This window comes from Elioraea sp., from assembly GCF_022842375.1.
Taxonomy (GTDB): domain Bacteria; phylum Pseudomonadota; class Alphaproteobacteria; order Acetobacterales; family Acetobacteraceae; genus Elioraea_A.
In genome coordinates this window covers 24028-47693 of the sequence record NZ_JALHPR010000018.1, presented here as the reverse complement: position 1 = coordinate 47693, position 23666 = coordinate 24028, and the positions used below count along the sequence as shown (strand labels likewise).

Genomic DNA, 23666 nt, shown 5'->3' with positions numbered 1-23666 from the left:
TCGGGGCATAGCCGAACCCGCGCCGATCATGCTACCTCCCATAAGAACCTTGGATTCGCAGGACAAAGACGCTGGCGCGCAACGTGGGGACGGTCATCATCTCGGTTGCGCAGAAGGCCCTGCGCTCGGCTGCGTGCGCGCTGGTGCATTCACCGGCGTGGCGGCTCCGCACATCCGTGCTGGCCCCGTGCTGCCTGATTGTCCTGGTCGGGGCTGGCGAGGTTGCAGCCCAGGGGCGGCCCGAGGACGAGTTCCGGGGCATCACCGTGCTGAACCGTGAGCGCCCGGAATACGACCCGCTCGGCCTTCGCATCGGCGCCTTCACCGTCCGGGGCCGCGCGACGCTCGACCAGGGCTACAACGACAACGTCTTCTACACGGCCAACAACAAGAAGGGCGACAACGTCACCCTCGCGCGTGCCGATGGCAGCTTCTCGAGCAACTGGTCGCGCCATGCCGTGGGGGGCTTCGCCGGCGTGCAGCGGCTCCAGTACTACAGCCTCAGGGACCAGTCCTACACCAACGTCGAGGGCGGGCTGAACGGCGCCTACGACGTCACGCCCGACACGCGCCTGGCCGGCGACGTCTTCACCAACGTCTCCCACGTCATCCGGACCGACAGCGACGCGGTGCCGAGCGATGAGCCGATCCAGTTCCGCACGACCGGCGGCGGCGTGGGCGTGACGCAGCAACTGGCCCGCTACCGGCTGGGCCTGCGCGGCTTCTACCGCACGGTCGACTACGACGCCTATGCGTTCAACGGCGTCACGGTGCGCGGCAGCGGCCAGTTCAACGACGTGAACATCTATGGCGCGACCGGGACGGTCGGCTACGTCCTCGGCCCATACCGGACGGTGCTCGCCGGCGTCAGGGTCGCGCGGTTCGACTACACGTCGGTGCCGACCGGTTTCCTCGATCTCTCGTCGCAGTCGATCAATGGCTTCGTCGGGTTCAACTATGATTTCGACGGAGTTTGGCGCTACGAGATCGACCTCGGCTACATCTACCAGCAGTACGACGAGGACCGCATCGCCTCGCTCAGCGGGCCTTCGGGTGCGATCCGCGTGACGTGGGCGCCGACCGCGCTGCTGGCGATCACCGCCAATGCCTCGCGCAACATCGGCCAGCAGCTCGTGTCCGTTCCCGGGGTCCGGAACATCGACAACGGGTTCTTCTCGAACCGCCTGAACCTGACCGGGACGTACGAGCTGTTCCGCAACGTCCTGGTCAATGCCGGCGTCACCCTTCGCTACGACGAGTTCCAGGGCACGCGCGGGACGGCGCTGTTCCTCGAGGAAACGATCGGATTCAACGTTCTGCTCGACCGCAATTTCCGCGTCGGCGGCTTCTACCTGCGCCAGGATACGCTGAACGAGAACGGCGGCGATCCAAGCCGCAACGTGATCGCGCTTCGCCTGACGGCAGCGCTCTGATCTCGTGAGCGGGTTTCCGCTCTCCCCGGCCTTCCCCCTCGCGCCTGACGCAGAAGCTGTGCCGCTGCTCGGCCTCCGCTTCGCCGGCCTGGGCTTGCCGGAGGTGCTCGCCACGCTCGCCGCGCGCCCGGCCGATGCGCCCTTCGCCTATGTCGTGACGCCGAACGCCGACCATCTTGTGCGGCTGTCGAAATCCCCGGCGCTAGGCCCACTTTACGCGGATGCGGGGCTCACGCTGCTCGACAGTCGCGTTGTCGCGAAGCTCGGCCGCGCGCTTGGCCTCGCGCCGCCGCCCGTCGTCACCGGCAGCGACCTGACGGCGGCACTCTTCGCCTCCGTTCTCAGGCCTTCGGACAGGATTGCGGTGATCGGCAGCAGCGCGGAGGCAGTGGCGATGCTTGCCGAACGGCATGGCCTGACAAACATCGTCCATCACAATCCGCCGATGGGGTTCGACCGTGACCCGGCAGCCTTTGCAGCCGCGATCGAGGTGGTGCGCGCGGCGCGGGCGCGGTTCGTCTTCCTCGCCGTCGGCAGTCCGCGGCAGGAGAAGCTCGCCCATGCCGTTCTCGCGGCCGGCGATGCGACGGGCATCGGCCTCTGCATCGGGGCCTCGCTCGACTTCCTGACCGGTGCGCAGGCGCGCGCGCCGGGCTGGATGCAGCGTGCGGGCATCGAGTGGCTGCATCGTCTCGCCTCGGACCCGGGCCGGCTGGCGAAGCGCTACCTGGTCGATGACCTGCCGATCCTGCGGCTCCTTGCAGCGGATGCCTGGAAGCGGCGGGCCGACAAACATTAGGCGTGGCGGAATATGTAATGCCTGATTGTGGGTAAATATCCTCTGAATAAAAGACTCTTGGACCATGTTTCTTGAGTAAGCATGCGGATGTTGATTTTAATTACAATATAGAACTGTGTTTCTTTGAATATAATTTTTGTTGTTTATTTTCAAACTGATATGGGTTCGGCATACAAATTGCACTTACCTCTATTGCTCCGGTACCACCATCGGGGCATGGGCAATTTGGGAGAACCCTGATGCAACTTCTTTCCAGGTCGGTGCTCGGCGCAACGCTCGCGCTCGGCATCGGCGGCGCGGCAACCGCCGCGCCGATCACGACCAACCCGGGCGTGCTTCTTGCCGGCGGTCCGCTGACCGTCGTCTTCGCGTTCAAGGAAGCGGACGATGACAGCCAGTTGCTTGCGGTCGACGTCGTTGGCGTGATCTTCGACAACCAGACGACCCCGATCGGCACAGTGGCGACCGTGGGCAATGTCGGACCTTTTCCTGCGCCGATCACGTTCCAGCTGGATAACCTGACGATGCAGTACTCGTTCCGCACGGGGATTGCCGACAGCGTCCAGATCGATGGTCAGGACGTCTATTACGCCCGCTACTCGATGAACTTCGAGGATTTCGGCGTCGGCGCGCTCCCGGCCGCCGCAGCGGCAGCGATCGCGGGCAACGCGACGCTCAGCGCGGGCCCGCTGCTGTACGTGGCCTTCGAGGATCGTCGGAGTGGCGACTATGATTACAACGACCTGATCTTCGCGTTCGCGCCGATCGGGGTGACCAACGTGCCTGAGCCCGCGTCGCTCGCGCTTCTCGGCGCCGGGCTGCTTGGCTTTGCCTTCGCCCGTCGCCGTCGCGCCTGAGCGCACGGACCGGTCGGCTTGCGGCGTGGTGGGGCGGTTCCAGGAGAAGGGGCCGCCCCGTTCACGGCATCACCGCTTCGTCCGGCCGGGCAGGGCGGCGAACACCTCGCGCCTCAGCCTGTCGGCCAGGGTGCCGCGATGGGCGGCATCGTTCCGCGCGAGATAGGCGCGTGCGGCATCATCGAGCCGGTAGCGCGCGACGGCCTCGGCGTCGTTCCGGAACTGGCGCAGCATCCTGCGCGCCTCCGGCAGCGCCCGCAGCGCCTGGCGGCCAGCGCCGTTCACCGCCCCCTTCACCACGTAGGCGAGCCAGCGGAGTGCCAGCCGGGCCGCACCCGTGCCGGTCTTGGCCTCGATGTAGAGGCGGTTGCGCACATGATAGAACCAGCGCGTTCCGCCCCAGTCGAAACGCCGCTCGGGGCTCACTTTGTGCAGGATGCGCATGTCGCCGCGATAGCGCACCGTCATGCCGGCGGCGATGAAGCGGAGCGAGAGGTCGAACTCCTCCCAGGTGAAGTGCAGCGCATCATCGTAGCCGCCGACCGCTTCGAACGCGGAACGGCGGATCGCGTGGCCTGCACCGACGAAGGTGCAGGCATCGAAGGTGTCACCGGCCCGCGGCAGCAGCGCCGGCGGATAGCCCCAGGAGGAGAGATCGTCCTCGCGGTCGCCGAACCGGAGGATGCGGAAGGCGATGGCGGCGAGCGAGGGCTCTGCGTCGAGTGCGGCGACGGCACGCGCGACAAGGTCATTGCCATCGAACTCGGCGTCGTTGTCGAGCGCGAAGACGTGCCGCCCGCGCCCGGGCGCAATGGCGCGGTTGCGCCCGCCCGCCACGCCGCGGTTGTCGGGGAAGGCGAGCAGGGTCAGCCCCTCGCGGCCCGCGCAGAACGCCGTCAGCCGCGCGAGGTTCTCCGGCTTCGAGCCCTGGTCGGCCACCCACACATGGCGGGTGATGCCGACTTGGTCGAGTGCGCTTGTGATCGCGGCCAGCGTGTCCTCGATCCTGTCGAGGGAGAGGATGACGATATCGGCATCGACCGCAGGGCCGGTCCTTGCCGCGCCCTGGCCGGGCGACGGCGGCATCAGCGCCCCGTGTCCGGCCCCTTGGCACCCATCCTCGATGCACCGGGGGCGGGAACCGAGAGATAGGCGATGCGCTTGGCCTCCTTCCGCCCGCGCGTGACCGTATCGAGGATCAGCCCGCAGGCGAAGGCGAGGAAGGAGAGCAGCACGAGGCCGGTGGAGAGGATCGCCGTGGGCAGCCGCGGCACCAGCCCGGTGCGGAGATATTCGACCAGAACGGGAAAGAAGATCGCAAGCCCCGCGAGCATCAGCATCCCGCCGGCCAGCGAGAAGAACTGCAGCGGCCGCTCCTCCTTCACCAGGACCAGGATGGTCCGCAGGATGCGGAAGCCGTCGGAGTAGGTACGGAGCTTTGATGTTGAGCCTGCCGGGCGGTCCTTGTAGCTGGTGCGCACCTCGCCCACCGGCATCTTGAGCTCGAGCGCGTGGACGGTGAACTCCGTTTCCGTCTCGAAGCCAGCGGCTAGGGCAGGGAAGCTCTTGACGAAGCGCCGCGAGAATACCCGGTAGCCCGACAGCATGTCGGAGACGCGGTTGCCAAAGATCCAGGCGACGATGCCGGTCAGCATCGCGTTGCCGAACTTGTGGCCACGCCGGTATGCGGCCTCGATCTCGGTCACGCGCGCCCCGTTGACCATGTCGAGCTGCTGATCGACCAGCTGGCGCACCATCGCCGGGGCAGCGCCCGCCTCGTAGGTGTCGTCACCGTCGACCAGCACGTAGATGTCGGCCTCGATGTCGGCGAACATCCGCCGCACCACGTTGCCCTTGCCCTGCAGCATCTCGGTGCGGACGATGGCGCCGGCCGCGCGCGCGGCGGCGACGGTGCCGTCGCGACTGTTGTTGTCGTAGACGTAGATCGTCGCTTCCGGCAATGCGGCGCGGAAATCGGCGACCACCTTCGGAATCGCGATTTCCTCGTTGTAGCAGGGCACGAGCACGGCAACGGAGAGCCCCGCCGCCGCCGGTGTGCCGTGGCCGCCATCCGTGGCGTCGTCATGCGGCGTGTGCTGGAGCATCTTTCCTCGTTCCGGCCTCTTTCCGGTCTTGCCGCGCCGCCCGCGATCCGCGCGACCTTGGCGGACGCCAGGCTCAGTAGGCGTTCTTCATCTTCAGCACCATCAGGAGGGTGCGCACCAGGATGGCGATGTCGAGCCAGACCGACCAGTTCTCGATGTATTCAAGGTCGCTCTCGACGCGGCGGATGATCTTTTCCTCCGTGTCAGTCTCGCCGCGCCAGCCTCGCACCTGGGCAAGCCCTGTCATGCCGGGCTTCACGCGGTGACGTGCGGCGTAGCGCGCGACGACCTCCTCGAACGGCCTGCCTGCCGCGCGCGTCTGCGGCGCATGCGGGCGGGGACCCACGACCGACATGTCGCCGCGCAGCACGTTGACCAGCTGCGGCAGCTCGTCGAGCGAGAGGCGGCGGAGGATCGCGCCGATGCGGGTGATGCGTGGATCGTCCCGCTGCGCCTGCTGGGTGATCTTCCGCTCCGACATGTGAGCGTACATCGTGCGGAACTTCAGCACCTCGAACGGCCGGTTGTTGAAGCCGATGCGGGGCTGGCGGAACAGGATCGGCCCTGGGCTGTTGAGCCTGACGGCGGCGGCAATCGCCAGCATCGGCAGGCCGAGCAGCAGCAGGGCAGCGCTCGCGATCGCGATGTCCTCCGCCCGCTTGACGAGGTAGCCCCAGCCGCTGATCGGCCGGTCGAGCAGGTGCAGAAGCGGCACGCCGCCGACATCCGACAGCACGCGGCCGGGGAAATGATAGGTGATCAGGTCAGGTGCCAGCCGAACATGCACGGGATATTCGGCGAGCTGGCGCAGCAGCTGCAGCATCCGCTCCTCGGCCGACCAGGGCAGCGCGATGATCACCTTGTCGACGAGCCCGGCGCGGACCATCGCGAACACCTCGTCGATCGGCCCGAAATAGGGGATCGCGCCCATCTCGACGCCGATCCGTGTCACGCGGTCATCGACGAAGCCGAGCAGGCGGAGCGAGCGGTCATTGCGGAGGCGGAGGAACTGCACGAGCCGGGCCCCATGCGGCCCGCCGCCGACGATGACGGTGCGCAGCGCGTAGCGGCCCTGGCGGTCCGACTTCAGGAGCGTCGAGACCGTGACGCGCGAGGCAACGAGGCCGGCGAGCGAGAACCCGGCCCAGGTGACGGCCCAGCGTGCACTGACCAGGTGTGAGAGGCCGAACACCGTCTCGACGAAGGCGACGATCCCGGCGGCAGCGACTGCACCCGAGACGACCGCGTGAACCTGCCGTGAGGCGGAGAACATCGTGCGATGCGTGTAGGCGCCGAGCCAGACGAGCAGCCCGAGGCCAAGCATGGTGGTGACGAGGATGGTCTCGTCACGCAGCACCCCCCCGCCGCCTGTGATCAGCGACGCGAGATAGGCGGCGGTGATGACGATCGTCACGTCAGCCACCGCGACGATGGTCGCGACGATGCCGTGCGGAACCGGGGCCGGGGGTGACGCGGAGATCGTCGGCTCGTCGGGCCAGGCATCAGGGATGTCGGCGTCGGCGGAAGTTGCCTGCGCGCCGGCCGCGCGCGGCCTCGCCGCTGAGGCTCGCGTGTCGGAAGCGTCGACAGGCTTGCCCGCCAGCGCCGTGTCAGCGTCCAGTGGAGGAGCGCCGTTCGTGCTCTTCAGCATGGGAGGGAGTGTAGCGGCACGCGCATAACGCTTCGTATCCATCGGGCTGTGGCAAAGTCAAGGCGAAGCAGCTTTCGCAGCGGGCTCTTCATGCTGCATCGCACCAGAAGGCGAAGAACCTGAGGTCAATTTCGCGGCGGTGAGTAAGGCGGAAATAAAAAGGCAAGATGTTACAGTCACGTCCACAAAATCGCGTGGGGTAGGGGTCGCATGGTCTAAACGCCGCAGGGCCACGCAAGTTGCGGATCCGACAGATAGGGTGGCGGGCCTTGATGTGGGACACGTCCCCGACCAGCCCGTGTCACACTCCAGAGCCACCTGCGCTGCATCATCTTCGGAGCACTGCGCTCCAAAGCGAGACGAAAAACACACCGCGGTTCAACTGAACGAAGAAATGCGCCAAAACTACGGCGAATACAACCTTTGCGTGTGTATGCCCAGCCCCGTCACGCTCACTTCGCCCTGAAGACAATCGCTCTTGCAGTGATGAAGTTCACACCCATCCCGGCGATCGACCCTGCGGCGACCGCGATGACCGGATGCGCCGCGGCAAGCGGAAGGAAGGTCACAAGCGCCGCATAGGTGCCCCGGTTGAGCGCGAAGCCGATCAACTGCACCGCCAGGAACAGCGCCCATTGCCGCGCCGGTCGTTCGCGCGAGGCGGTCCTGAAGGTCCAGGCCCGGTTGAGCGCCCAGGTCGTCGTCGCCGCAACCACGTAGGCCAGCGCCCCGGCGGTGTAGAGATCGGCACCGGCGCTGAAATGCAGCCCATAGACCGTCGCGGTATCGACCACGAAGCCGATCACGCCGACCACGCCGAATCGCATGATCTGGCCGATCAGCGCCTTCAGCGCCTCGGCCCTGGGAGGGGCGGCGTCGGTGTCGTCGCTGGGCTCAGTCATGGCGGTGGCGGGTGTCCGGGCGAGGGGCGGCGCTGGCGTGGCGCACGCGCGCTTGTCGCACGCACCGGCGCCTGCGGCAACGCGGCCGGCATGCCTCGGCCGGGACGCCTGGGGAATGCGCGTCAGGCGGGGGCCAGGCTGGGCGGTGGCGGGTAGATCTCGTCGGTGATCGGGTCGAGCACGATCGGCTCGGCACCGGGCAGGGCCACCACCTCGGTCTCGACGCCGTCGACGCCGAAACGGTGCCGCAGGATGCCGAGGCGGCGTTCGCCGCCATGCGTGTCGGCCATCAACGCTGGGCCGACCATGAAGCTCGTTGCCGGGCTCCAGGCATGCATCACCGCGCCGCGGCGGATCAGGCGGTGGACATGCAGGTGCCCGCTCGCGACCAGCCTGAGCCGCGCATGGAACAGCAGCGGGGCCAGCGCGCCGCGCTCGCCTGGCGGCACAGTCCAGTAGCCCGCATCCGGCTCGTCGGCCTGGTCGAGGAAGGGGGGCTTGTGCATGAAGAGGGCGAGCAGCCTGTCGCCCAGCGTCAGCGCCGCTTCGGCGAGCATCGCTGCCTGGGTGGCCTCGGCCGCGGTGCCGGTGCCGAGCACCTGGGTGTTGATGCCGATCAGCCGCCAACCCGGCGCGTCATCGACCCACGTGCAGGCGCCGAGTGCGGCCGCATGGGCGGCGATGCGTGCATCCGTCGTCGGCTGGTGCGGCGCGATCACGGGCCGGTCGCCCACGTCATGGTTGCCGGGAACGCAGCGCAGCCGCGGCCCCTCGGCCCCGATCCCGGTCCTGAGCGCAGAGGCAGCGAAATCGAGGTCAGCCGCATGGTCGGGGCCGTCGAGCGCGGCATCGCCGGTGTGGACGATGAGTTCCGCCGGGTGGCTGGCGATTACCCGCGCGGCGCAGGCCCAGTTGGCGTTGAAGCGCGGGATGCGCTGCGACAGGTGGGTGTCGGAAATCTGCAGGACAGTGAACACGCGGTCGCTTCCGAAGTGATCCGGCCCTTTCCCTATAGCCCATCCGGTGGGCCCGCGCCCCTGGCGTTGGCTGACAAAGCGGTTACGGTCGCCGCGACACGTCGATGGGAGAGGGGCATGGCAGAGCGACGGCGCATTCTCGTCACGGGGGCGGCAAGCGGCATCGGGGCTGCGCTGGCACGTCGCCTTGCGGGGCCGGATGCTGCGCTTCTCCTTGCCACGCGCGCCAACGCCGCTGGTCTCGCCGCGGTCGCCGCCGCGTGCAGCGCCAGGGGCGCCCTGGCCGAGACGGCGCTCGCAGACCTCGCCGCGCCGGACGGGGCGGCGGCGCTGGTCGAGGCCGCCAATGCGGCCTTCGGCGGGCTCGATTCGCTCGTCGCCAATGCCGGCTTCGCTGATCGCACGCCTTTCGCCGCCCTCGATGCCGGGGGCTATGCGGCCTCGGCGGACGCGATCGGGGCAGGCTTCTTCCGCCTCTGCGCGGCAGCTCTGCCCCTGTTGCCGCCTGGTGGGCGGATCGTCGCGGTCAGCTCGTTCGTTGCGCACGTGTTCCGTGCGCATGTGCAAAGTTTCCCCGCCTCCGCGGCTGCCAAGGCCTCGGTCGAGGCGATGGTCAGGGCGCTCGCCCATGAGCTCGGGCCGCGGCGCATCACCGTCAATGCCGTGGCCCCCGGCTTCATCCGGAAGGACGAGGGTGCCCATCGCGCCATGCCGCCCGAGCGGCTCCCGGCGGTGGAAGCCGAGATCCCGCTGGGCAGGATCGGCGAGCCCGATGACGTTGCCGCCGCCATCGCCTTCCTGCTCTCGCCCGATGCCGGCTACATCACCGGCCAGGTGATCCATGTGAGCGGGGGGCTCGTCATCTGATGCGCGTTGCTGTGATCGGGCTTGGGGCGATGGGGCTGCCGATGGCGCGGCGGATCCTCGCCGCCGGGCATGACGTGACGGCATGGGATCTATCCGTCGTGCGGCGGAGCGAGGCCAGGGGCATAGCGCTGGTCGAACGCGCGGCGGCGGGGGCGGAGGTGATCGTCCTCAGCCTGCCGCATGACGATGCCGTGAAGGGTGCCGCAGAGGTGGTCCTCGGCGCCGGCCCCGCACCCGGCTGTGTCGTCCTCGATTGCTCGACTGTCGCCCCCGAAACCCCGCGCGCCCTCGCACCCCGCTTCGCCGACGCGGGCTTCGCCTGGGTCGATGCACCCGTCTCTGGCGGACCAGCGGGGGCAGCGGCTGGAACGCTGACGGTGATGGCCGGTGGCGATGCGGCCGCGCTCGACCGCGCGAAGCCCGTGCTCGACGCGATCGCCGGCAAGGTCGTGCATGTCGGCGGGCCAGGGGCAGGGGCGGTGGCCAAGCTCGTGAACAACCTGCTGGTCGCGGCGCATCTTCTCACCGCCGCCGAGGCGCTGCGCATGGGCGAGCGCGCGGGGGTGGACATCGCGGCGCTGCTCTCGGTCGTGAACGGCGCCTCGGGACGGAGTGCCGCGACGGAGGTGAACTTCCCGCGCTGGATCACCTCCGGCAGCTTCGATTCGGGCTTCACCGCGGGGCTGATGCGGAAGGACCTTCGGCTCGCCGGCGCGCTTGCCGCGGCGATGGGCGGGGCGGGCAGCGTCTCGGCCGCCGTGCTCGAGGCCTGGGCCACGAGCGGCGTCGAGGACGGGGCGGATTTCAACCGGGTCGCGCAAGCGAGGCTGCGAGATGTCTGACGGCATGATCCACGATTCAGTTGGGGCTGCGCGCGAGGCCTTCGCTGCGCTGATGGGTGAGGGGGCCGCGCCCGGCTCCTGGATCGGCGCTGGCCTCGTTTCCGGCATCGGCGAGCCCGTCACGCTCACCGACCCGGCGACGGGCGCGCCGATCCTCGCCTACGCCGATGCAGGTGTTGCCGTGGCTGCGCGTGCGGCAGCGATGGCCGAGAAGGGCTTCCGCGCCTGGGCGGCGTTGACCCCCGCCGCGCGCGGCCGCGCCCTCTGGGCCTGGGGCGATCGCGTGGCCGCTGCCGCCGCACCGCTCGCGCGGCTGGAGGCCGCGGTGTCGGGCAAGCCGGTGCGTGACTGCCTCCGCGAGGTCGCTGCAGTCGCAGACATGCTGCGCTACTGGGCGGGCTGGACCGACAAGTTCGAAGGCCGTGTCGTGCCGGTGCCGACAAGCCACCACGTGACGGTTCGGCACGAGCCCTATGGCGTGATCCTCGCCATCACGCCCTGGAACGCGCCGCTGTTCACCGCTGGCTGGAACGTCGCCCCCATCCTCGCGGCCGGCAATGCCTGCATCCTGAAACCGTCCGAGCTCACGCCGCTCACCTCGCTCGCCTTCGCGAGGCTCGCGCTCGAGGCGGGGCTGCCGGAAGGGGTGCTGACGGTGGTGCCCGGCTTCGGCGCGAGCACGGGTGCTGCGCTGATCGCCTGCCCCGAGGTGGGCCAGGTCGTGTTCGTCGGCAGCCCCGAGGGGGGCGCGGCTGTTGGTGCCGCGGCCGCATCGCGTGGCATCCCGGCGGTGCTGGAACTCGGCGGCAAGAGTGCGAACATCGTGTTCGACGATGCCGATCTCGACCGTGCCGTGATCGGCGCGCAATCGGCCATCTTCGCGGGCTGCGGGCAGAGTTGTGTGGCCGGGTCACGTCTGCTCGTGCAGCGCGGCGTGCATCAGCGGCTGGTCGCTGCCGTGGCGGAAGGGGCAGGGCGCATCCGCCTCGGCCACCCGCTCGACGAGGCGACGGAGATGGGGCCGGTGGCCAACGCACGCCAATACGCCAAGGTGCGCGGGATGGTCGCCGAAGGCGTGGCGGATGGCGCGCGGCTTGCCGCCGGTGGCGCAGCCCCGGCATCGCTGCCCGAAGGCGGCTTCTGGCTCTCGCCCACGCTGCTCGCCGATGTCGGCAACCGGATGCGGATCGCGCAGGAGGAGGTGTTCGGCCCCGTCCTCGCCGCCATCCCCTTCGACACCGAGGAGGAGGCGATCGCGCTGGCCAACGCCACGCGCTTCGGGCTTGCGGGTGCCGTCTGGACGCGCGATGTCGGCCGCGCGCATCGCGTCGCTGCCGCCGTGCGGGCAGGCACGTTCTGGGTGAATGGCTACCGTACGATCCATGTCAGCGTGCCGTTCGGTGGCTTCGGTGCGTCGGGCATCGGCCGTTCATCGGGCATCGAGGCGCTGGCGGCCTACACGCGCACCAAGGCCGTGTGGGTCGAGACGGCGGCCGAGCCCGTGGCCGGCTTCGGCTACGGGCCCGCGAAGGGCTGAGTGCTGCCGCCTGCACGCAGGGGGGTGTGGACAGACCTCCCCGCCCGCCCGCATGCTGTGGCGCAACAATGGGGTCGACCAACGGGAGACAGAGATGAAGCGACGCAATTTCCTTGCCGCGACCGCAGCCGCGACCGCGGGTGCGACGCTTGGCGCACCGCCGATCACGCAGGCGCAGGGCGCGCGCACGTTGCGCTTCGTGCCGCAGGCCAACCTGACGGTGATGGACCCGATCTGGACGACCGCCTACGTCACCCGCAACCACGGCTTCATGGTGTGGGACACGCTCTACGGCCTCGATGCGCAGTATCGCCCACAGCCGCAGATGGTCGAGGGCCACACGCTCGAGGACGACAACAAGCGTTGGACCTTCACGCTGCGCACCGGCCTTGCCTTCCACGACGGAACGCCCGTCCGGTCCGGCGACGTGATCGCCTCGCTGAAGCGCTGGGCCGCGCGCGACGCGTTCGGCGCCAAGATGGCCTCGGTCGTGACGGAGTGGGTGGCGCTCGACGACCGCCGCTTCCAGATCAGGCTCTCGAAGCCCTTCCCGCTGATGCTCGACGCGCTGGCGAAGCCCACCTCGAATGCGCCCTTCATCATGCCGGAGCGGATCGCAGCGACCGACCCGTTCACTCAGATCCGGCCCGAGGACATGATCGGTTCGGGTCCGTTCCGGTTCAAGCGCGACGAGTTCAACTCGGGCTCCCTCGTCGTCTATGAGCGCAACGCCGCCTACCGTCCGCGCGAGCAGGGAGAGCCCTCGTTCACGGCAGGCCCCAAGGTCGTGAATTTCGACCGCGTGGAGTGGCGCATCATCCCCGATGCCGCGACGTCGGCCGCTGCCCTCCAGGCAGGCGAGATCGACTGGTGGGAACAGCCGACGGGCGACTATCTCCCGCTGCTCGGGCGCAACCGCAACATCGCCGTCGAGGTGCAGGATGAGTTGGGCCTGATCGCGGTGATGCGGCCGAACCACCTGCACGCGCCGATGAACAACCCGAAATTCCGCCAGGCGCTGATCCGCGGCGTGCGGCAGTCCGACTACATGACGGCGGTGATCGGCGGCGACCCGCGGCTGATCCGCAAGAATGTCGGCGCCTTCACCCCCGGCACGCCGCTCGCGACCGATGTCGGCGTCGCCGATGTCTACAAGGAGGACATCGCGCTCGCGAAACGGATGATCGCCGAAGCCGGCATCACGAACGAGCGCGTCGCGCTCCTCTCGACCACCGACCTGCCGAGCCTCGTGGCGCTGAGCCAGGTCGGCGGCGGCATGTTCCGCGAGCTCGGCCTCAACCTCGACACCCAGGCGATGGACTGGGGCTCGGTCGTGCGCCGCCGCGCGAGCAAGGAGCCGCTCGACCGCGGCGGGTGGAGCGTGTTCTTCACCTTCTGGGCCGGCCTCGACCACCTCAACCCCGCAAGCCATCACATGCTGCGCGGGCAGGGCGATGCCGGGTTCATCGGCTGGCCGACGTCGGAGAGGATCGAGCAGCTGCGCGATGCCTGGTTCGAGGCGCCGACGCTCGATTCCCAGAAGGCGATCGCGGCCGACATGCAGCGCCAGCTCTTCACCGACGTTCCCTACATCCCGCTCGGCCAGTACTTCCAGCCGATCGCCTATCGCCGGAACATCACCGGCGTGATGGCGGCAGGCGGCGTGCCGATGTTCTGGAACGTGCGGCGGACTGCCTGATGCGGCGTCGCGCCGTCCTCGGAGCCGGGGGAGCGATGGGGGCGGCGCTTGCCGCCTCGGTCGCTCTCCCAGCCCCGGCGCTCGCCCAGCCAACCTCCGCGCGGGTGCTGAAATTCGTTCCCCAGGCGGATGTTTCCATCCTCGATCCGATGGTGACGACGGGCTACCAGACGCGCAACCACGCCCACATGGTATGGGACACGCTGTACGGCCTCGACAGCCAGTTCCGGCCTCATCCGCAGCTTGCCGAAGGCCATGTCGTTGACAGCGACGGCAAGCGCTGGACCTTCACGCTGCGCCAGGGCCCCACCTTTCATGACGGCGAGCCCGTGCGCGCGGCGGATGCGGTGGCCTCCATCCGGCGCTGGATGACGCGGGACACGCACGGCCAGACGCTTGCTGCCCGGATCGAGACGATGCGCGCCCTCGACGACAGGCGGTTCGAGATCAACCTGACGCGCCCGTTCGGCCCGATGCTCGACGCGCTCGGCAAGGCCTCGTCCTACCCCTGCTTCGTGATGCCCGAGCGCCTGGCGCGCACGCCGGCTGCGACCGCGATCAGCGAGATCATTGGTTCGGGTCCGTACCGGTTCAAGGCCGATGAGCGCGTCTCCGGCAGCCAGCTCGTCTATGAGCGCTACGGGCGCTACGTGCCGCGCGAGGGAACGCCCTCGATGACGGCGGGGCCGAAGCTGGCGCATTTCGACCGCATGGAGTGGCGCATCATCACCGATGCGGGCACGGCCGCCGCCGCGCTCCAGGCCGGCGAGGTGGATTGGCTGGAACAGGTGGCGAATGATCTCCGCCCCGTGGTGCAGCGGCACCGCGAGGTGGTGGTCGATCGCCTCGACAGTTCCGGCATCAAGGCGATGCTGCGGCCGAACCACCTGCATGCGCCCTTCGACACGGCGGAGCGTCGCCGCGCGCTGCTGCCGGCGATCGCGCAGGCCGACTACATGACGGCGATCATGGGTGGCGATCGCGCGGTGTGGCGCGATGGCGTCGGCTGCTTTCCCGTGGCCTCCCCCATGGCGTCCGACGAAGGGATCGCTGCCGTCAGCGGCCCGCGCAGTGCGGATGCGGCGAAGTCCGCACTCGCCGCCGCGGGCTATCGCGGCGAGACCGTGGTGTTCCTGCACGCCACCGATGTTGTGAACACCAACGCGATCAGCATCGTCGCGATCGATGCGCTGCAGAAGGCAGGGATGTCGGTCGCGCCCGCGACGTCGGACTGGGGCACGGTGCTTGCCCGCCGCGCGAGGAAGGAACCGCCGGACCAGGGCGGATGGAACGTGATGGTGTCGCTGTTCGCCGGCGCTGACCTGATGAACCCCGGCGCGCATCTGCTGCTGCGCGGCAACGGCGATGGCGCCTGGTTCGGCTGGCCGACCAGCCCCGCGCTCGAGGCGCTGCGCGACGAGTGGTTCGACGCCCCGGCGGAGGCACAGGCCGGGCTCGGCCGCCGCATCCAGGCGCAGTTCTGGCAGGACGTGCCGTACTGGCCACTCGGCCAGTACTTCACCTCCTCTGCCTGGCGGCGGAGCCTCACGGGCGTGATGGAAGGCATGGTGCTGCCATTGAACGTGCGAAGGGCCTGATGCGTCGTCGAACCATTCTGGTGGCGTCTCTCGCCGCGCCGTTCGTCGCCCACGCACAGGCCGCGCGCGCGCTGCGCTTCGTGCCGCACGCGAACCTGTCCGTCGTCGATCCGGTGGCGTCGACCGCCTACATCACCCGCAACCACGGCCTGCTGGTGTGGGATACGCTCTACGCCCTCGATGACACCTTCCGCCCGATGCCGCAGATGGTGGGTGGCGAGACGGTCGAGGATGGCGGCAGGAAGTGGACGCTGGCGCTGCGCGATGGCTTGCGCTTCCACGATGGCGAACCCGTCCGCGCGACCGACGTGATCGCCTCGCTCGCCCGCTGGGGCAGGCGCGACGCGATGGGCGGCAGGCTCATTGCACTGACCGACGAGATGGTCGCGCGCGATGACCGAAGCGTGGTGTTTCGCCTCAAGCGGCCCTTCGCGCACATGCGCGAGGCACTCGCCAAGCCAGGCAGCCTTGCCCCCTTCATCATGCCCGCGCGCATCGCCGCGCGCGATGCGTTCCAGCCGTTCGGCGGGCCTGAGGTGATCGGCTCAGGGCCGTTCCGGTTCCGTGCCGATGAGTGGAATGCGGGCGCCCGCGTCGTCTACGAGCGGTTCGAAGGCTACGTCCCGCGCGAAAGCGGAACGGTGTCGTTCCTGGCGGGGCCGAAGCGGGTGTCGATCCCCCGTGTCGAGTGGACGATCATCCCCGATCCAGCGACGGCGGCCGCGGCGCTTCGGGCTGGGGAGATCGACTGGTGGGAGAGGGCAACGCCAGACCTGCTGCCCGTGTTGCGTCGCGAGGCGCAGGTCGCGGTCGAGATTCCCGATCCGCTCGGCTTCATCTCGACGCTCAGGATGAACCACCTGCAGCCGCCCTTCGACAATCCTGTCCTTCGTCGTGCCGTGCTGCCGGCCGTGAACCAGGCCGACTACATGCAGGCCGTGATGGGAACGGATCGTTCTCTCTGGCGAACGGGAGTCGGCGTCTTCACGCCAGGAACGCCGCTTGCCAACGAAGCGGGCCTCGGCGCGCTGACGTTCGACCTCGACCGCGCGCGGCGGCTCGTCGCCGAGAGCGGCTACAGGGGAGAGCCTGTGGTGGTGCTCGCCGCCACCGATGTTCCCGCGGTCGCCGCGCTGTCGGCGGTCGGCGTCGACATGCTGCGGCGCATGGGCCTCACGGTGGACGAACAGGTGATGGACTGGGGCAGCGTGGTGCGCCGCCTCGGCTCGCGCGAGCCGCCCGCGCGCGGCGGGTGGAGTGTGTATTTCTCGAACTGGGCAGGGCTCGACCACCTCGACCCCGCCGGGCATCTCGTGCTGCGCGGGCAGGGGGCGCAGGGCTTCATCGGCTGGCCCGACAGCCCGCGGCTCGAGGAGCTGCGCGAGCAGTGGTTCGATGCGCCGACGCTGGTGGCGCAGCGGACGATCGCGGCGGCGATGCAGCAACAGGCGATGATCGACGTGCCGTACGTGCCGCTCGGCCAGTTCTTCCAGCCGATGGCGTATCGGCGCACACTCCGCGGTGCGGCCCAGCCTGGCGGCATTCCGCGGTTCTGGGATGTTTCGTTCTAAGAAAGAAACGGGGAGGATGGCATGAAGCGCCGAGATATTCTGAGGGGCAGTGCAGCGCTCGCGGCGACGGCCGGGCTTTCCGCGCCCGCCGTGTCGCAGGGGGTGGCGGCGAACCGGCTGCTGCGCTTCGCGCCGCAGTCGAACCCCGGCAGCCTCGACCCCGTGTGGACGACCGCCTATGTCACGCGCAACCACGCCTTCCTCGTCTACGACACGTTGTACGGCTCCGACGCCGACCTCGCAGTCAGCCCGCAGATGGCGGCGGGCCATGTCGAGGAGGATGGCGGGCGCACGGTCATCGTCACGCTGCGCGAGGGGCTGAAGTTCCACGATGGCGAGCCGGTGCGCGCGCAGGACTGTGTGCCCTCGATCACCCGCTGGTGGCGTCGCGACCCGATGGGGCAGGCGGCTGCGGCAGCGACGGAGGAGGTGACGGCGCTCGACGACCGGCGCATCCGATTCCGCCTGAAGGCGCCCTATCCGCGCCTGATTTCGACGCTCGCCAAGCCCTCGAACGGCCTCTACATCATGCCCGAGCGGGTGGCCAGGACCGATCCGTTCCAGCAGATCACCGACTACACTGGCTCCGGCCCGATGCGCTTCAAGCGCGACGAGTGGATCACCGGGCAGATCATGGTCTACGAGCGTTTCGCCGATTATCGCCCGCTTGCCACCGGCACGCCGAGCCTGACGGCTGGCCCCAAGGTGATGAACCTCGACCGGATCGAGTGGCGCATCCTGCCTGATGCCGGAACAGCGGCCGCCGCGCTGCAGGCCGGAGAGATCGACTGGTGGGAGCAGCCGCAGGTCGACATCCAGCCGCTGCTGCGCCGCAACCGCAACATCGTGGTCGACGTGCAGGACCCGATCGGGCTGGTCTCGGCGCTGCGCTTCAACACGCTGCACCCGCCCTTCGACAACCCGGCCATCCGCCGCGCCGTAATCGCTGCGGTGAACCAGCAGGACGTGGTGATCGCGATCAACGGCAACGATCCTGCCGGCTACACCACCGGTGTCGGCTGGTTCACGCCGGGAACGCCGCTCGCCAACAACGCCGGCCTTGAGGCGTTCAAGTCCAGCATCGCGGCGGGCCGCGCGGCACTCCAGGCAGCTGGCTACCGGGGCGAGAAGGTGGTGTTCCTCGGGCCGACCGACATCCTGGCTCCCAAGGCGGCATCGGAAGTCATGGGTGACGTGTTCCGCCAGATGGGCTTCGACACCGACTACCAGGCGATGGATTGGGGAACGGTGCTGCAGCGCCGTTCGAAGAAGGAACCTCCGACGCAGGGGGGGTGGAGTGCGCTTTGCACCAGCTTCGCCGGCTACGACTTCCTCGATCCGCTGGTGCACAGCCAGGTGCGCGGGCATGGCGACCAGGCGTGGTTCGGCTGGCCGAACGTTCCGAGGCTCGAGGAACTCCGCACCCAGTGGCTCGCGGCAACGGACCTCCCGACCCAGCAGCGGCTCGCTGCCGAGATCCAGGCAGCGGCGCTCGAGGCCGCCCCGGGCATCCCGCTGGGCCACTACAAGCAGTTCACGGCCTATCGCAGGAACCTCACGGGCGTGCTGAAGGGCATTCCCGTGTTCTGGAATCTCAGGAAGGGCTGAGCCGTCACGATTGCGGAAGGACCAGGCCATGGGTGCGATAACGGCTTGCGCCCAGGCCCCTTGCCCGTAAAGTAGTCACTGGGACGGCTTGAGGCTCGACCGGGCCTCGGGACACGCGCCAGTGACCGCACGGCAAGTGCGGCGCATGAGCGTTGGGGCGCTGGTCCTCAGGCCGAATGATGGCAATGGGGGCTTAACAGAATGAAACGTCGCAATTTCCTCGCCGGCACCGTGGCCGCAGGTACGACCGGCTTCGCGGCACCATCGGTGCGCGGCCAGGCGGCAGCGAACCGCGTGCTTCGATTCGTGCCCCAGGCCAACCTCGCCAACCTCGATCCGATCTGGGGCACGCAGTACGTCGTGCGCAACGGCTCGGCACTGATCTGGGACACGCTCTACGGCGTCGACAGCAAGCTCGAGCCGCAGCGCCAGATGGTCGAGAGCGAGGAGCATTCGCCCGACTTCAAGACGTGGACGTTCCGCCTCCGCAGTGGCCTGAAGTTCCACAACGGCCAGCCCGTGCTGTCGAAGGACGTGGTGGCGAGCCTGACGCGCTGGATGCCGCGCGACCCGCTGGGCCAGCTCATCCGCGGCAGGCTCGATGCGCTCGAGGCCGTCGATGATCGGACGTTCCGGTTCCGGCTGAACCAGCCGTTCACCAAGATGATCTTCGCCCTCGGCAAGAACAATACGCCGATGGCCTTCATCATGCCCGAGCACGTGGCTAAGACCGACAGCTTCACCCAGATCAAGCCCGAGGACGTGATCGGGTCCGGCCCGATGCGGTTCAGGCGCGACGAGTGGGTGCCCGGCTCGAAGGCCGTGTTCGAGCGGTTCGCCGACTACCAGCCGCGGCAGGAAGCACCCGATTGGCTCGCCGGCGGCAAGCGGATGAACTTCGACCGCATCGAGTGGAACATCATCCCCGACCCCGCCACCGCGGCCGCCGCCCTGCAGAACGGCGAGATCGACTGGTGGGAGACGCCGCTGCCCGACCTCGTGCCGGTGCTGCGGCGGAACCGCAACATCATGGTCGACATCGCCGACCCGCTGGGCAACATCGGCAGCTTCCGCGTCAACCACCTGCACGCGCCGTTCAACGATGTGCGCGCCCGCCGCGCCATCCAGATGGCGATCAACCAGGAGGACTACATGCGCGCCGTCGTCGGCAACGACGAGGCGCTTTGGAAGCTGCTGCCGTCGTTCTTCACGCCAGGCACGCCGGCCTACACCGAGGTGGGCGGCGACATCCTGAAGGGCCCGCGCAATATCGAGGGTGCGCGGCGCCTGCTCGCCGAGAGCGGCTACAGCGGCCAGCCGATCACCGTTCTCGTCGGCCAGGACCAGGCGCCCTTGAAGGCGATGGGCGAGGTGACGAACGCGCTGCTGCGCAGCCTCGGCATGACCGTCGACTTCGTCGCGACCGACTGGGGCACGGTCGGCCAGCGGCGTGCGTCGAAGGCGCCGCCGGGCCAGGGCGGTTGGCACATCTTCCACACCTGGCATGCGGGGGCCGACTGCATCGCTCCGGCCTCGTACAACGCGCTGCGCGCGAACGGCGATGGCGCGTGGTTCGGCTGGCCGAACAGCCCCGCGGTCGAGACCGAGATCGACTCGTGGCTGAATGCCGCCACGCCGCAGGCGGAGAAGGCCGCGTTCGACGCCATCAACACGGCGGCGATGCGCGATGTCGTCTACATCCCCAACGGCTTCTACCTCGGCTACCAGGCGTGGCGCCGGAATGTCACCGGCATCACCAAGGGGCCGCTGCCCTTCTTCTGGGGCGTGAGCAAGACCTGACCGACCGGGCGGCGCTGCCGGGGGCGATCCCGGCAGCGCCCAGACCGTAAGGCGGGCATTCAAGCTTGGCGCCGCCACGATCGCGGCGCGGTTGGCTTTTCTCGGTGTCGGGACGGAGAACACACCATGCGACGTCGTGATCTTCTTGGAAGAAGTGCCGCGGCCGTTGCCGCCGCCGGGCTCGGCGCACCGGCATACGCGCAATCAGCCGCATCGCGGACGCTCAGGATCGTGCCGCAGGCGAACCTGACGAGCCTGGACCCCGTGTGGACGACGGCGACGATCACGCGGACGCACAGCTATCTCGTCTACGATACGATCCTGTCGGTTGACGAGAACCTCGCCGTCAAGCCGCAGGCGGCCGATGGCTGGCAGATCGAGGATGACGGCCGCAGCTACGTGTTCACGCTGCGCGACGGCCAGAAGTTCCACAACGGCGAGCCCGTGCGCGCGCAGGACTGCGTCGCCTCGATCAAGCGCTGGTGGGCGCGTGACGGCTTCGGGCAGGAAATCGCCAAGCGGCTCGACAGCATCGATGTGCTGGACGACCGCCGCTTCCGCATCAAGCTGCAGAAGCCGTTTTCGCACCTGCTCGCGGCGATCGCCAAGGCGAATGCGAGCCCATGCTTCATCATGCCCGAAAGCGTGGCGGCAACCGACCCCAACACGCAGATCACGTCCGGCGTGGGCTCGGGCCCGTATCGTTTCATGCGTGACGAATGGGTGCCGGGCTCGCGCGCGGTCTATATGCGCAATGATGCCTATGTGCCGCGCCAGGAGGCGCCGTCGTGGACGGCTGGTGGCAAGCGCGCGAACGCCGAGCGGATGGAGTGGCACATCATCTCGGACCCGGCGACTGCGGGGAACGCACTGATGAACGGCGAGGTCGATTTCATCGAGCTCCCGCTGCATGACCTGCTGCCGTTGTTCCGCCGCAACCGCAACGTGGTGGTCGAGAACCGCGACCTCCTCGGCACCGTCGGGATGATGCGGCTGAACCACCTGCATCCACCCTTCGACAACCCCGAGATCCGCCAGGCGCTGCTGCTCGCGGTCAACCAGGAGGATTTCCTCAAGGCGGTCGTCGGCGACGAGCCGGCGATGTACAAGACCTCCCATTCCTACTGGTCGTTCGGCGGCCCGATGCACACCGAGGCGGGTTCCGATGCGCTCAAGGTACGCAGTATCGACCGTGCGAAGGATGCGCTGCGTGCGGCCGGCTATACCAACCAGAAGGTGGTTCAGCTGCACGCCTCGGATTTCCCGACGATCGCGGCCCAGAGCCAGGTGACGGCCGACCTGATGCGCCGGCTCGGCATCAACCACGACTTCGTCGCGACCGACTGGGGCACGGTGGTGCAGCGGCGCGCGAGCCGCGAGCCGCCGGAGCGTGGCGGCTGGAACATCTTCCACACCACCTGGGCGGGGCCTGACTGGTTCGACCCGCCGGCGGCCGTCGGCATGCGCGCGGTCGGCACCGGTGCCGGCGGCTGGTTCGGCTGGCCGTCGAGCGAGCGTATGGAGGCGCTGCGCACGGAATGGTTCGATGCGCCGAACCTCGCTGAGCAGAAGCGCATCGCCGAGGCGATCCAGGTCGAGGCGTTCAAGGTGGTGCCGCACGTGCCGCTCGGGCATTTCCTGTCGCCATCGGCGTGGCGCAGCAACGTCACGGGCGTGATCAGGAGCCCGGTGGTGCTGTTCTACAACATGGGCAAGACGGCGTAGGCGCAGGCAGGGCTGGGGCGCAGGCAAGGCTGGGGCGCAGGCAAGGCTGGGGCGCAGGCAAGGTTGGGGGCGCAATGCGGCGGCGGGCGATCATCACGGCGGTAGCGGCGGCGGGGCTCGGCCTCGCGTCACCGGCCGTGCATGCGCAGGGCCCTGCCACGCGCACGTTGCGCTTCGTGCCGCAGGCGGGTCTTTCCAGTATCGATCCGATCTGGGGCACGCAGTATGTCGTGCGCAACGCCGCGTTCCTGGTGTGGGACATGCTCTACGGCGTTGACAGCCAGTTCCGCGCCCAGCCGCAGATGGCCGAGGGACATGAGGTCAGCGACGATGGGCTGACATGGACCATCCGGCTGCGCGAGGGCCTGCGCTTCCATGACGACGCGCCGGTGCGCGGCGTTGACGTGGTCGCCAGCCTCGAGCGCTGGATGGTGCGCGACCCGATGGGCCAGATGCTGCGCGCGCTGCGCCGCACCCTCGATGCACCCGATGACAGGACGGTGCGGCTCGTGCTGGCTGCACCGTTCCCGAAGTTGCTGCACGCGCTCGGCAAGCAGGCGGCGCCGTGCGCGTTCATCATGCCGGAACGGCTCGCGCGCACCGACCCTTTTGCCGAGATCGGCGAGGCGATCGGCTCAGGCCCGATGCGCTTCCGGGGCGATCTCTGGGACCGTGGCAAGCGCGCGGTATTCGAGCGTTTCCCCGCCTACGTTCCGCGCCAAGAACAGCCCGACTGGCTTTCCGGCGCCAAACGCGTCGCGGTCGACCGCATCGAGTGGCTGGCGATCCCCGAGCCTTCCGCCGCTGCAGCGGCGCTTGCCGCGGGCGAGGTGGACTGGGTGGAGACCGTGCTGCCGGACCTCGCCCCCGCGCTTCGGCGCAACCGTGCCGTCGCGGTGGAGATTGCCGATTCGATGGGCAATCTCGGCGCGCTGCGGTTCAACCACCTGCATCCGCCCTTCCACGATGTCCGCGTCCGCCGCGCCGTGGCCCTCGCGACCGACCAGGCCGACTACATGCGCGCCGTCGTCGGCAACGACGACATCCTCTGGCGGCGAAGCCCAAGCTTCTTCACCCCCGGAACGCCGTTCCACGCCGAGGATGGCGGCGAGATCCTGAGCGGCCCGCGCGACGTCGACGCCGCCCGGCGGATGGTGGCGGAGGCGGGACACGCCGGTGCGAACGTCGTGTTGCTCGCGCCGACCGACATCGCACCCCTCGCGGCGATGACGGAGGTGACGCAGCGGCTGCTTGATGCGCTCGGCTTCCGCGTCGAGGTGGCAGCGACGAACTGGGGAGGGGTGGCGCAGCGCCGCGCGCGGCGCGAGGCACCGGAGGATGGCGGATGGAACCTGTTCCACACCTGGCATGCCGGGGCCGATTGCGCGACGCCGGCTGCCTACACGGCGCTGCGCGCGAATGGCGACAAGGCGTGGTTCGGCTGGCCCGAGGATGCAACGATCGAGGGCGAGGTCGCTGCCTGGTTCGCGGCCGATGACGTGGCCGAGCAGAAGGCCGCGGTCGCGCGGCTGAACGCAGCCTCGATGGCGTTCATGACATGGGTGCCCAACGGGCTCTTCATGTCGTATCAGGCATGGCGGCGGAACGTTGCCGGCATCGGCAAGGGGCCGATGCCGGTGTTCTGGGGCGTGACGAAAAGCTGATGGCCAAAACGTGATGGGTGGCTGTGTGAGA

18 protein-coding genes are annotated in these 23666 nt (G+C 68.9%); 13 read left to right on the top strand and 5 right to left on the bottom strand.

Annotated features, from left to right (window positions below; genetic code table 11):
* Positions 1-83: 83 nt before the first annotated feature.
* The 3 genes from Q0C38_RS15265 to Q0C38_RS15255 all read left to right on the top strand — a co-directional run bounded on the left by Q0C38_RS15265 (position 84) and on the right by Q0C38_RS15255 (position 3089).
* Complete coding sequence (locus Q0C38_RS15265; RefSeq protein ID WP_291297968.1) at positions 84-1433, top strand: outer membrane beta-barrel protein; 1350 nt, start codon at positions 84-86, stop codon at positions 1431-1433.
* Between the two features lie 4 nt (positions 1434-1437).
* Complete coding sequence (locus Q0C38_RS15260) at positions 1438-2232, top strand: WecB/TagA/CpsF family glycosyltransferase (protein ID WP_291297967.1); 795 nt, start codon at positions 1438-1440, stop codon at positions 2230-2232.
* A 260-nt stretch (positions 2233-2492) separates the two neighbouring features.
* Entirely contained in the window at positions 2493-3089 is a 597-nt protein-coding gene (locus Q0C38_RS15255; RefSeq protein WP_291297966.1) for a PEP-CTERM sorting domain-containing protein, read from the top strand.
* 69 nt (positions 3090-3158) lie between these two features.
* Here the strand turns inward: Q0C38_RS15255 and Q0C38_RS15250 are convergent, their stop codons facing one another.
* From Q0C38_RS15250 to Q0C38_RS15230, 5 genes are all read right to left on the bottom strand, one after another.
* Positions 3159-4175 (bottom strand): glycosyltransferase family 2 protein, encoded by a 1017-nt coding sequence (locus Q0C38_RS15250; protein ID WP_291297965.1) that lies wholly within the window; start codon positions 4173-4175, stop codon positions 3159-3161.
* Positions 4175-5194: a glycosyltransferase family 2 protein gene (locus Q0C38_RS15245; protein WP_291297964.1), complete on the bottom strand. Its 1020-nt coding sequence runs from the start codon at positions 5192-5194 to the stop codon at positions 4175-4177. Before Q0C38_RS15245 ends, Q0C38_RS15250 begins: the two co-directional genes overlap by 1 nt.
* A 73-nt stretch (positions 5195-5267) precedes the next feature.
* Entirely contained in the window at positions 5268-6845 is a 1578-nt protein-coding gene (locus tag Q0C38_RS15240; protein WP_291297963.1) for an undecaprenyl-phosphate glucose phosphotransferase, read from the bottom strand.
* Positions 6846-7297: 452 nt separating this feature from the next.
* Entirely contained in the window at positions 7298-7747 is a 450-nt protein-coding gene (locus Q0C38_RS15235) for a GtrA family protein (protein WP_291297962.1), read from the bottom strand.
* A 122-nt stretch (positions 7748-7869) separates the two neighbouring features.
* Positions 7870-8724: a metallophosphoesterase gene (locus tag Q0C38_RS15230; RefSeq protein WP_291297961.1), complete on the bottom strand. Its 855-nt coding sequence runs from the start codon at positions 8722-8724 to the stop codon at positions 7870-7872.
* Positions 8725-8841: 117 nt separating this feature from the next.
* Here Q0C38_RS15230 and Q0C38_RS15225 point away from each other — a divergent pair, with 117 nt between their 5' ends.
* From Q0C38_RS15225 to Q0C38_RS15180, 10 genes are all read left to right on the top strand, one after another.
* Positions 8842-9591 carry an SDR family NAD(P)-dependent oxidoreductase gene (locus tag Q0C38_RS15225; RefSeq protein ID WP_291297960.1) on the top strand — a complete coding sequence of 250 codons (750 nt, stop codon included), beginning with the start codon at positions 8842-8844 and terminating at the stop codon, positions 9589-9591.
* On the top strand, positions 9591-10433 hold the full coding sequence (locus Q0C38_RS15220) for an NAD(P)-dependent oxidoreductase (protein WP_291297959.1): 843 nt from the start codon (positions 9591-9593) through the stop codon (positions 10431-10433). The genes Q0C38_RS15225 and Q0C38_RS15220 overlap by 1 nt, the downstream gene beginning before the upstream one ends.
* Positions 10434-10437: 4 nt before the next feature.
* A complete protein-coding gene (locus tag Q0C38_RS15215; protein ID WP_291297958.1) occupies positions 10438-11970 on the top strand; it encodes an aldehyde dehydrogenase family protein in 1533 nt (510 codons plus the stop codon).
* Between the two features lie 94 nt (positions 11971-12064).
* Positions 12065-13669, top strand: coding sequence for an ABC transporter substrate-binding protein (locus Q0C38_RS15210; RefSeq protein ID WP_291297957.1), 1605 nt, complete (start codon positions 12065-12067; stop codon positions 13667-13669).
* Entirely contained in the window at positions 13669-15267 is a 1599-nt protein-coding gene (locus Q0C38_RS15205) for an ABC transporter substrate-binding protein (RefSeq protein ID WP_291297956.1), read from the top strand. Before Q0C38_RS15210 ends, Q0C38_RS15205 begins: the two co-directional genes overlap by 1 nt.
* The gene (locus Q0C38_RS15200; RefSeq protein ID WP_291297955.1) at positions 15267-16838 is read left to right on the top strand and encodes an ABC transporter substrate-binding protein; all 1572 of its coding nucleotides are present in this window, start codon (positions 15267-15269) and stop codon (positions 16836-16838) included. Before Q0C38_RS15205 ends, Q0C38_RS15200 begins: the two co-directional genes overlap by 1 nt.
* Before the next feature lie 21 nt (positions 16839-16859).
* Positions 16860-18446 carry an ABC transporter substrate-binding protein gene (locus tag Q0C38_RS15195; protein WP_291297954.1) on the top strand — a complete coding sequence of 529 codons (1587 nt, stop codon included), beginning with the start codon at positions 16860-16862 and terminating at the stop codon, positions 18444-18446.
* A gap of 201 nt (positions 18447-18647) precedes the next feature.
* Complete coding sequence (locus tag Q0C38_RS15190) at positions 18648-20246, top strand: ABC transporter substrate-binding protein (protein WP_291297953.1); 1599 nt, start codon at positions 18648-18650, stop codon at positions 20244-20246.
* A gap of 126 nt (positions 20247-20372) precedes the next feature.
* Entirely contained in the window at positions 20373-21971 is a 1599-nt protein-coding gene (locus Q0C38_RS15185) for an ABC transporter substrate-binding protein (protein WP_291297952.1), read from the top strand.
* 74 nt (positions 21972-22045) lie between these two features.
* Positions 22046-23635 (top strand): ABC transporter substrate-binding protein, encoded by a 1590-nt coding sequence (locus Q0C38_RS15180; RefSeq protein ID WP_291297951.1) that lies wholly within the window; start codon positions 22046-22048, stop codon positions 23633-23635.
* Positions 23636-23666 lie beyond the last annotated feature (31 nt).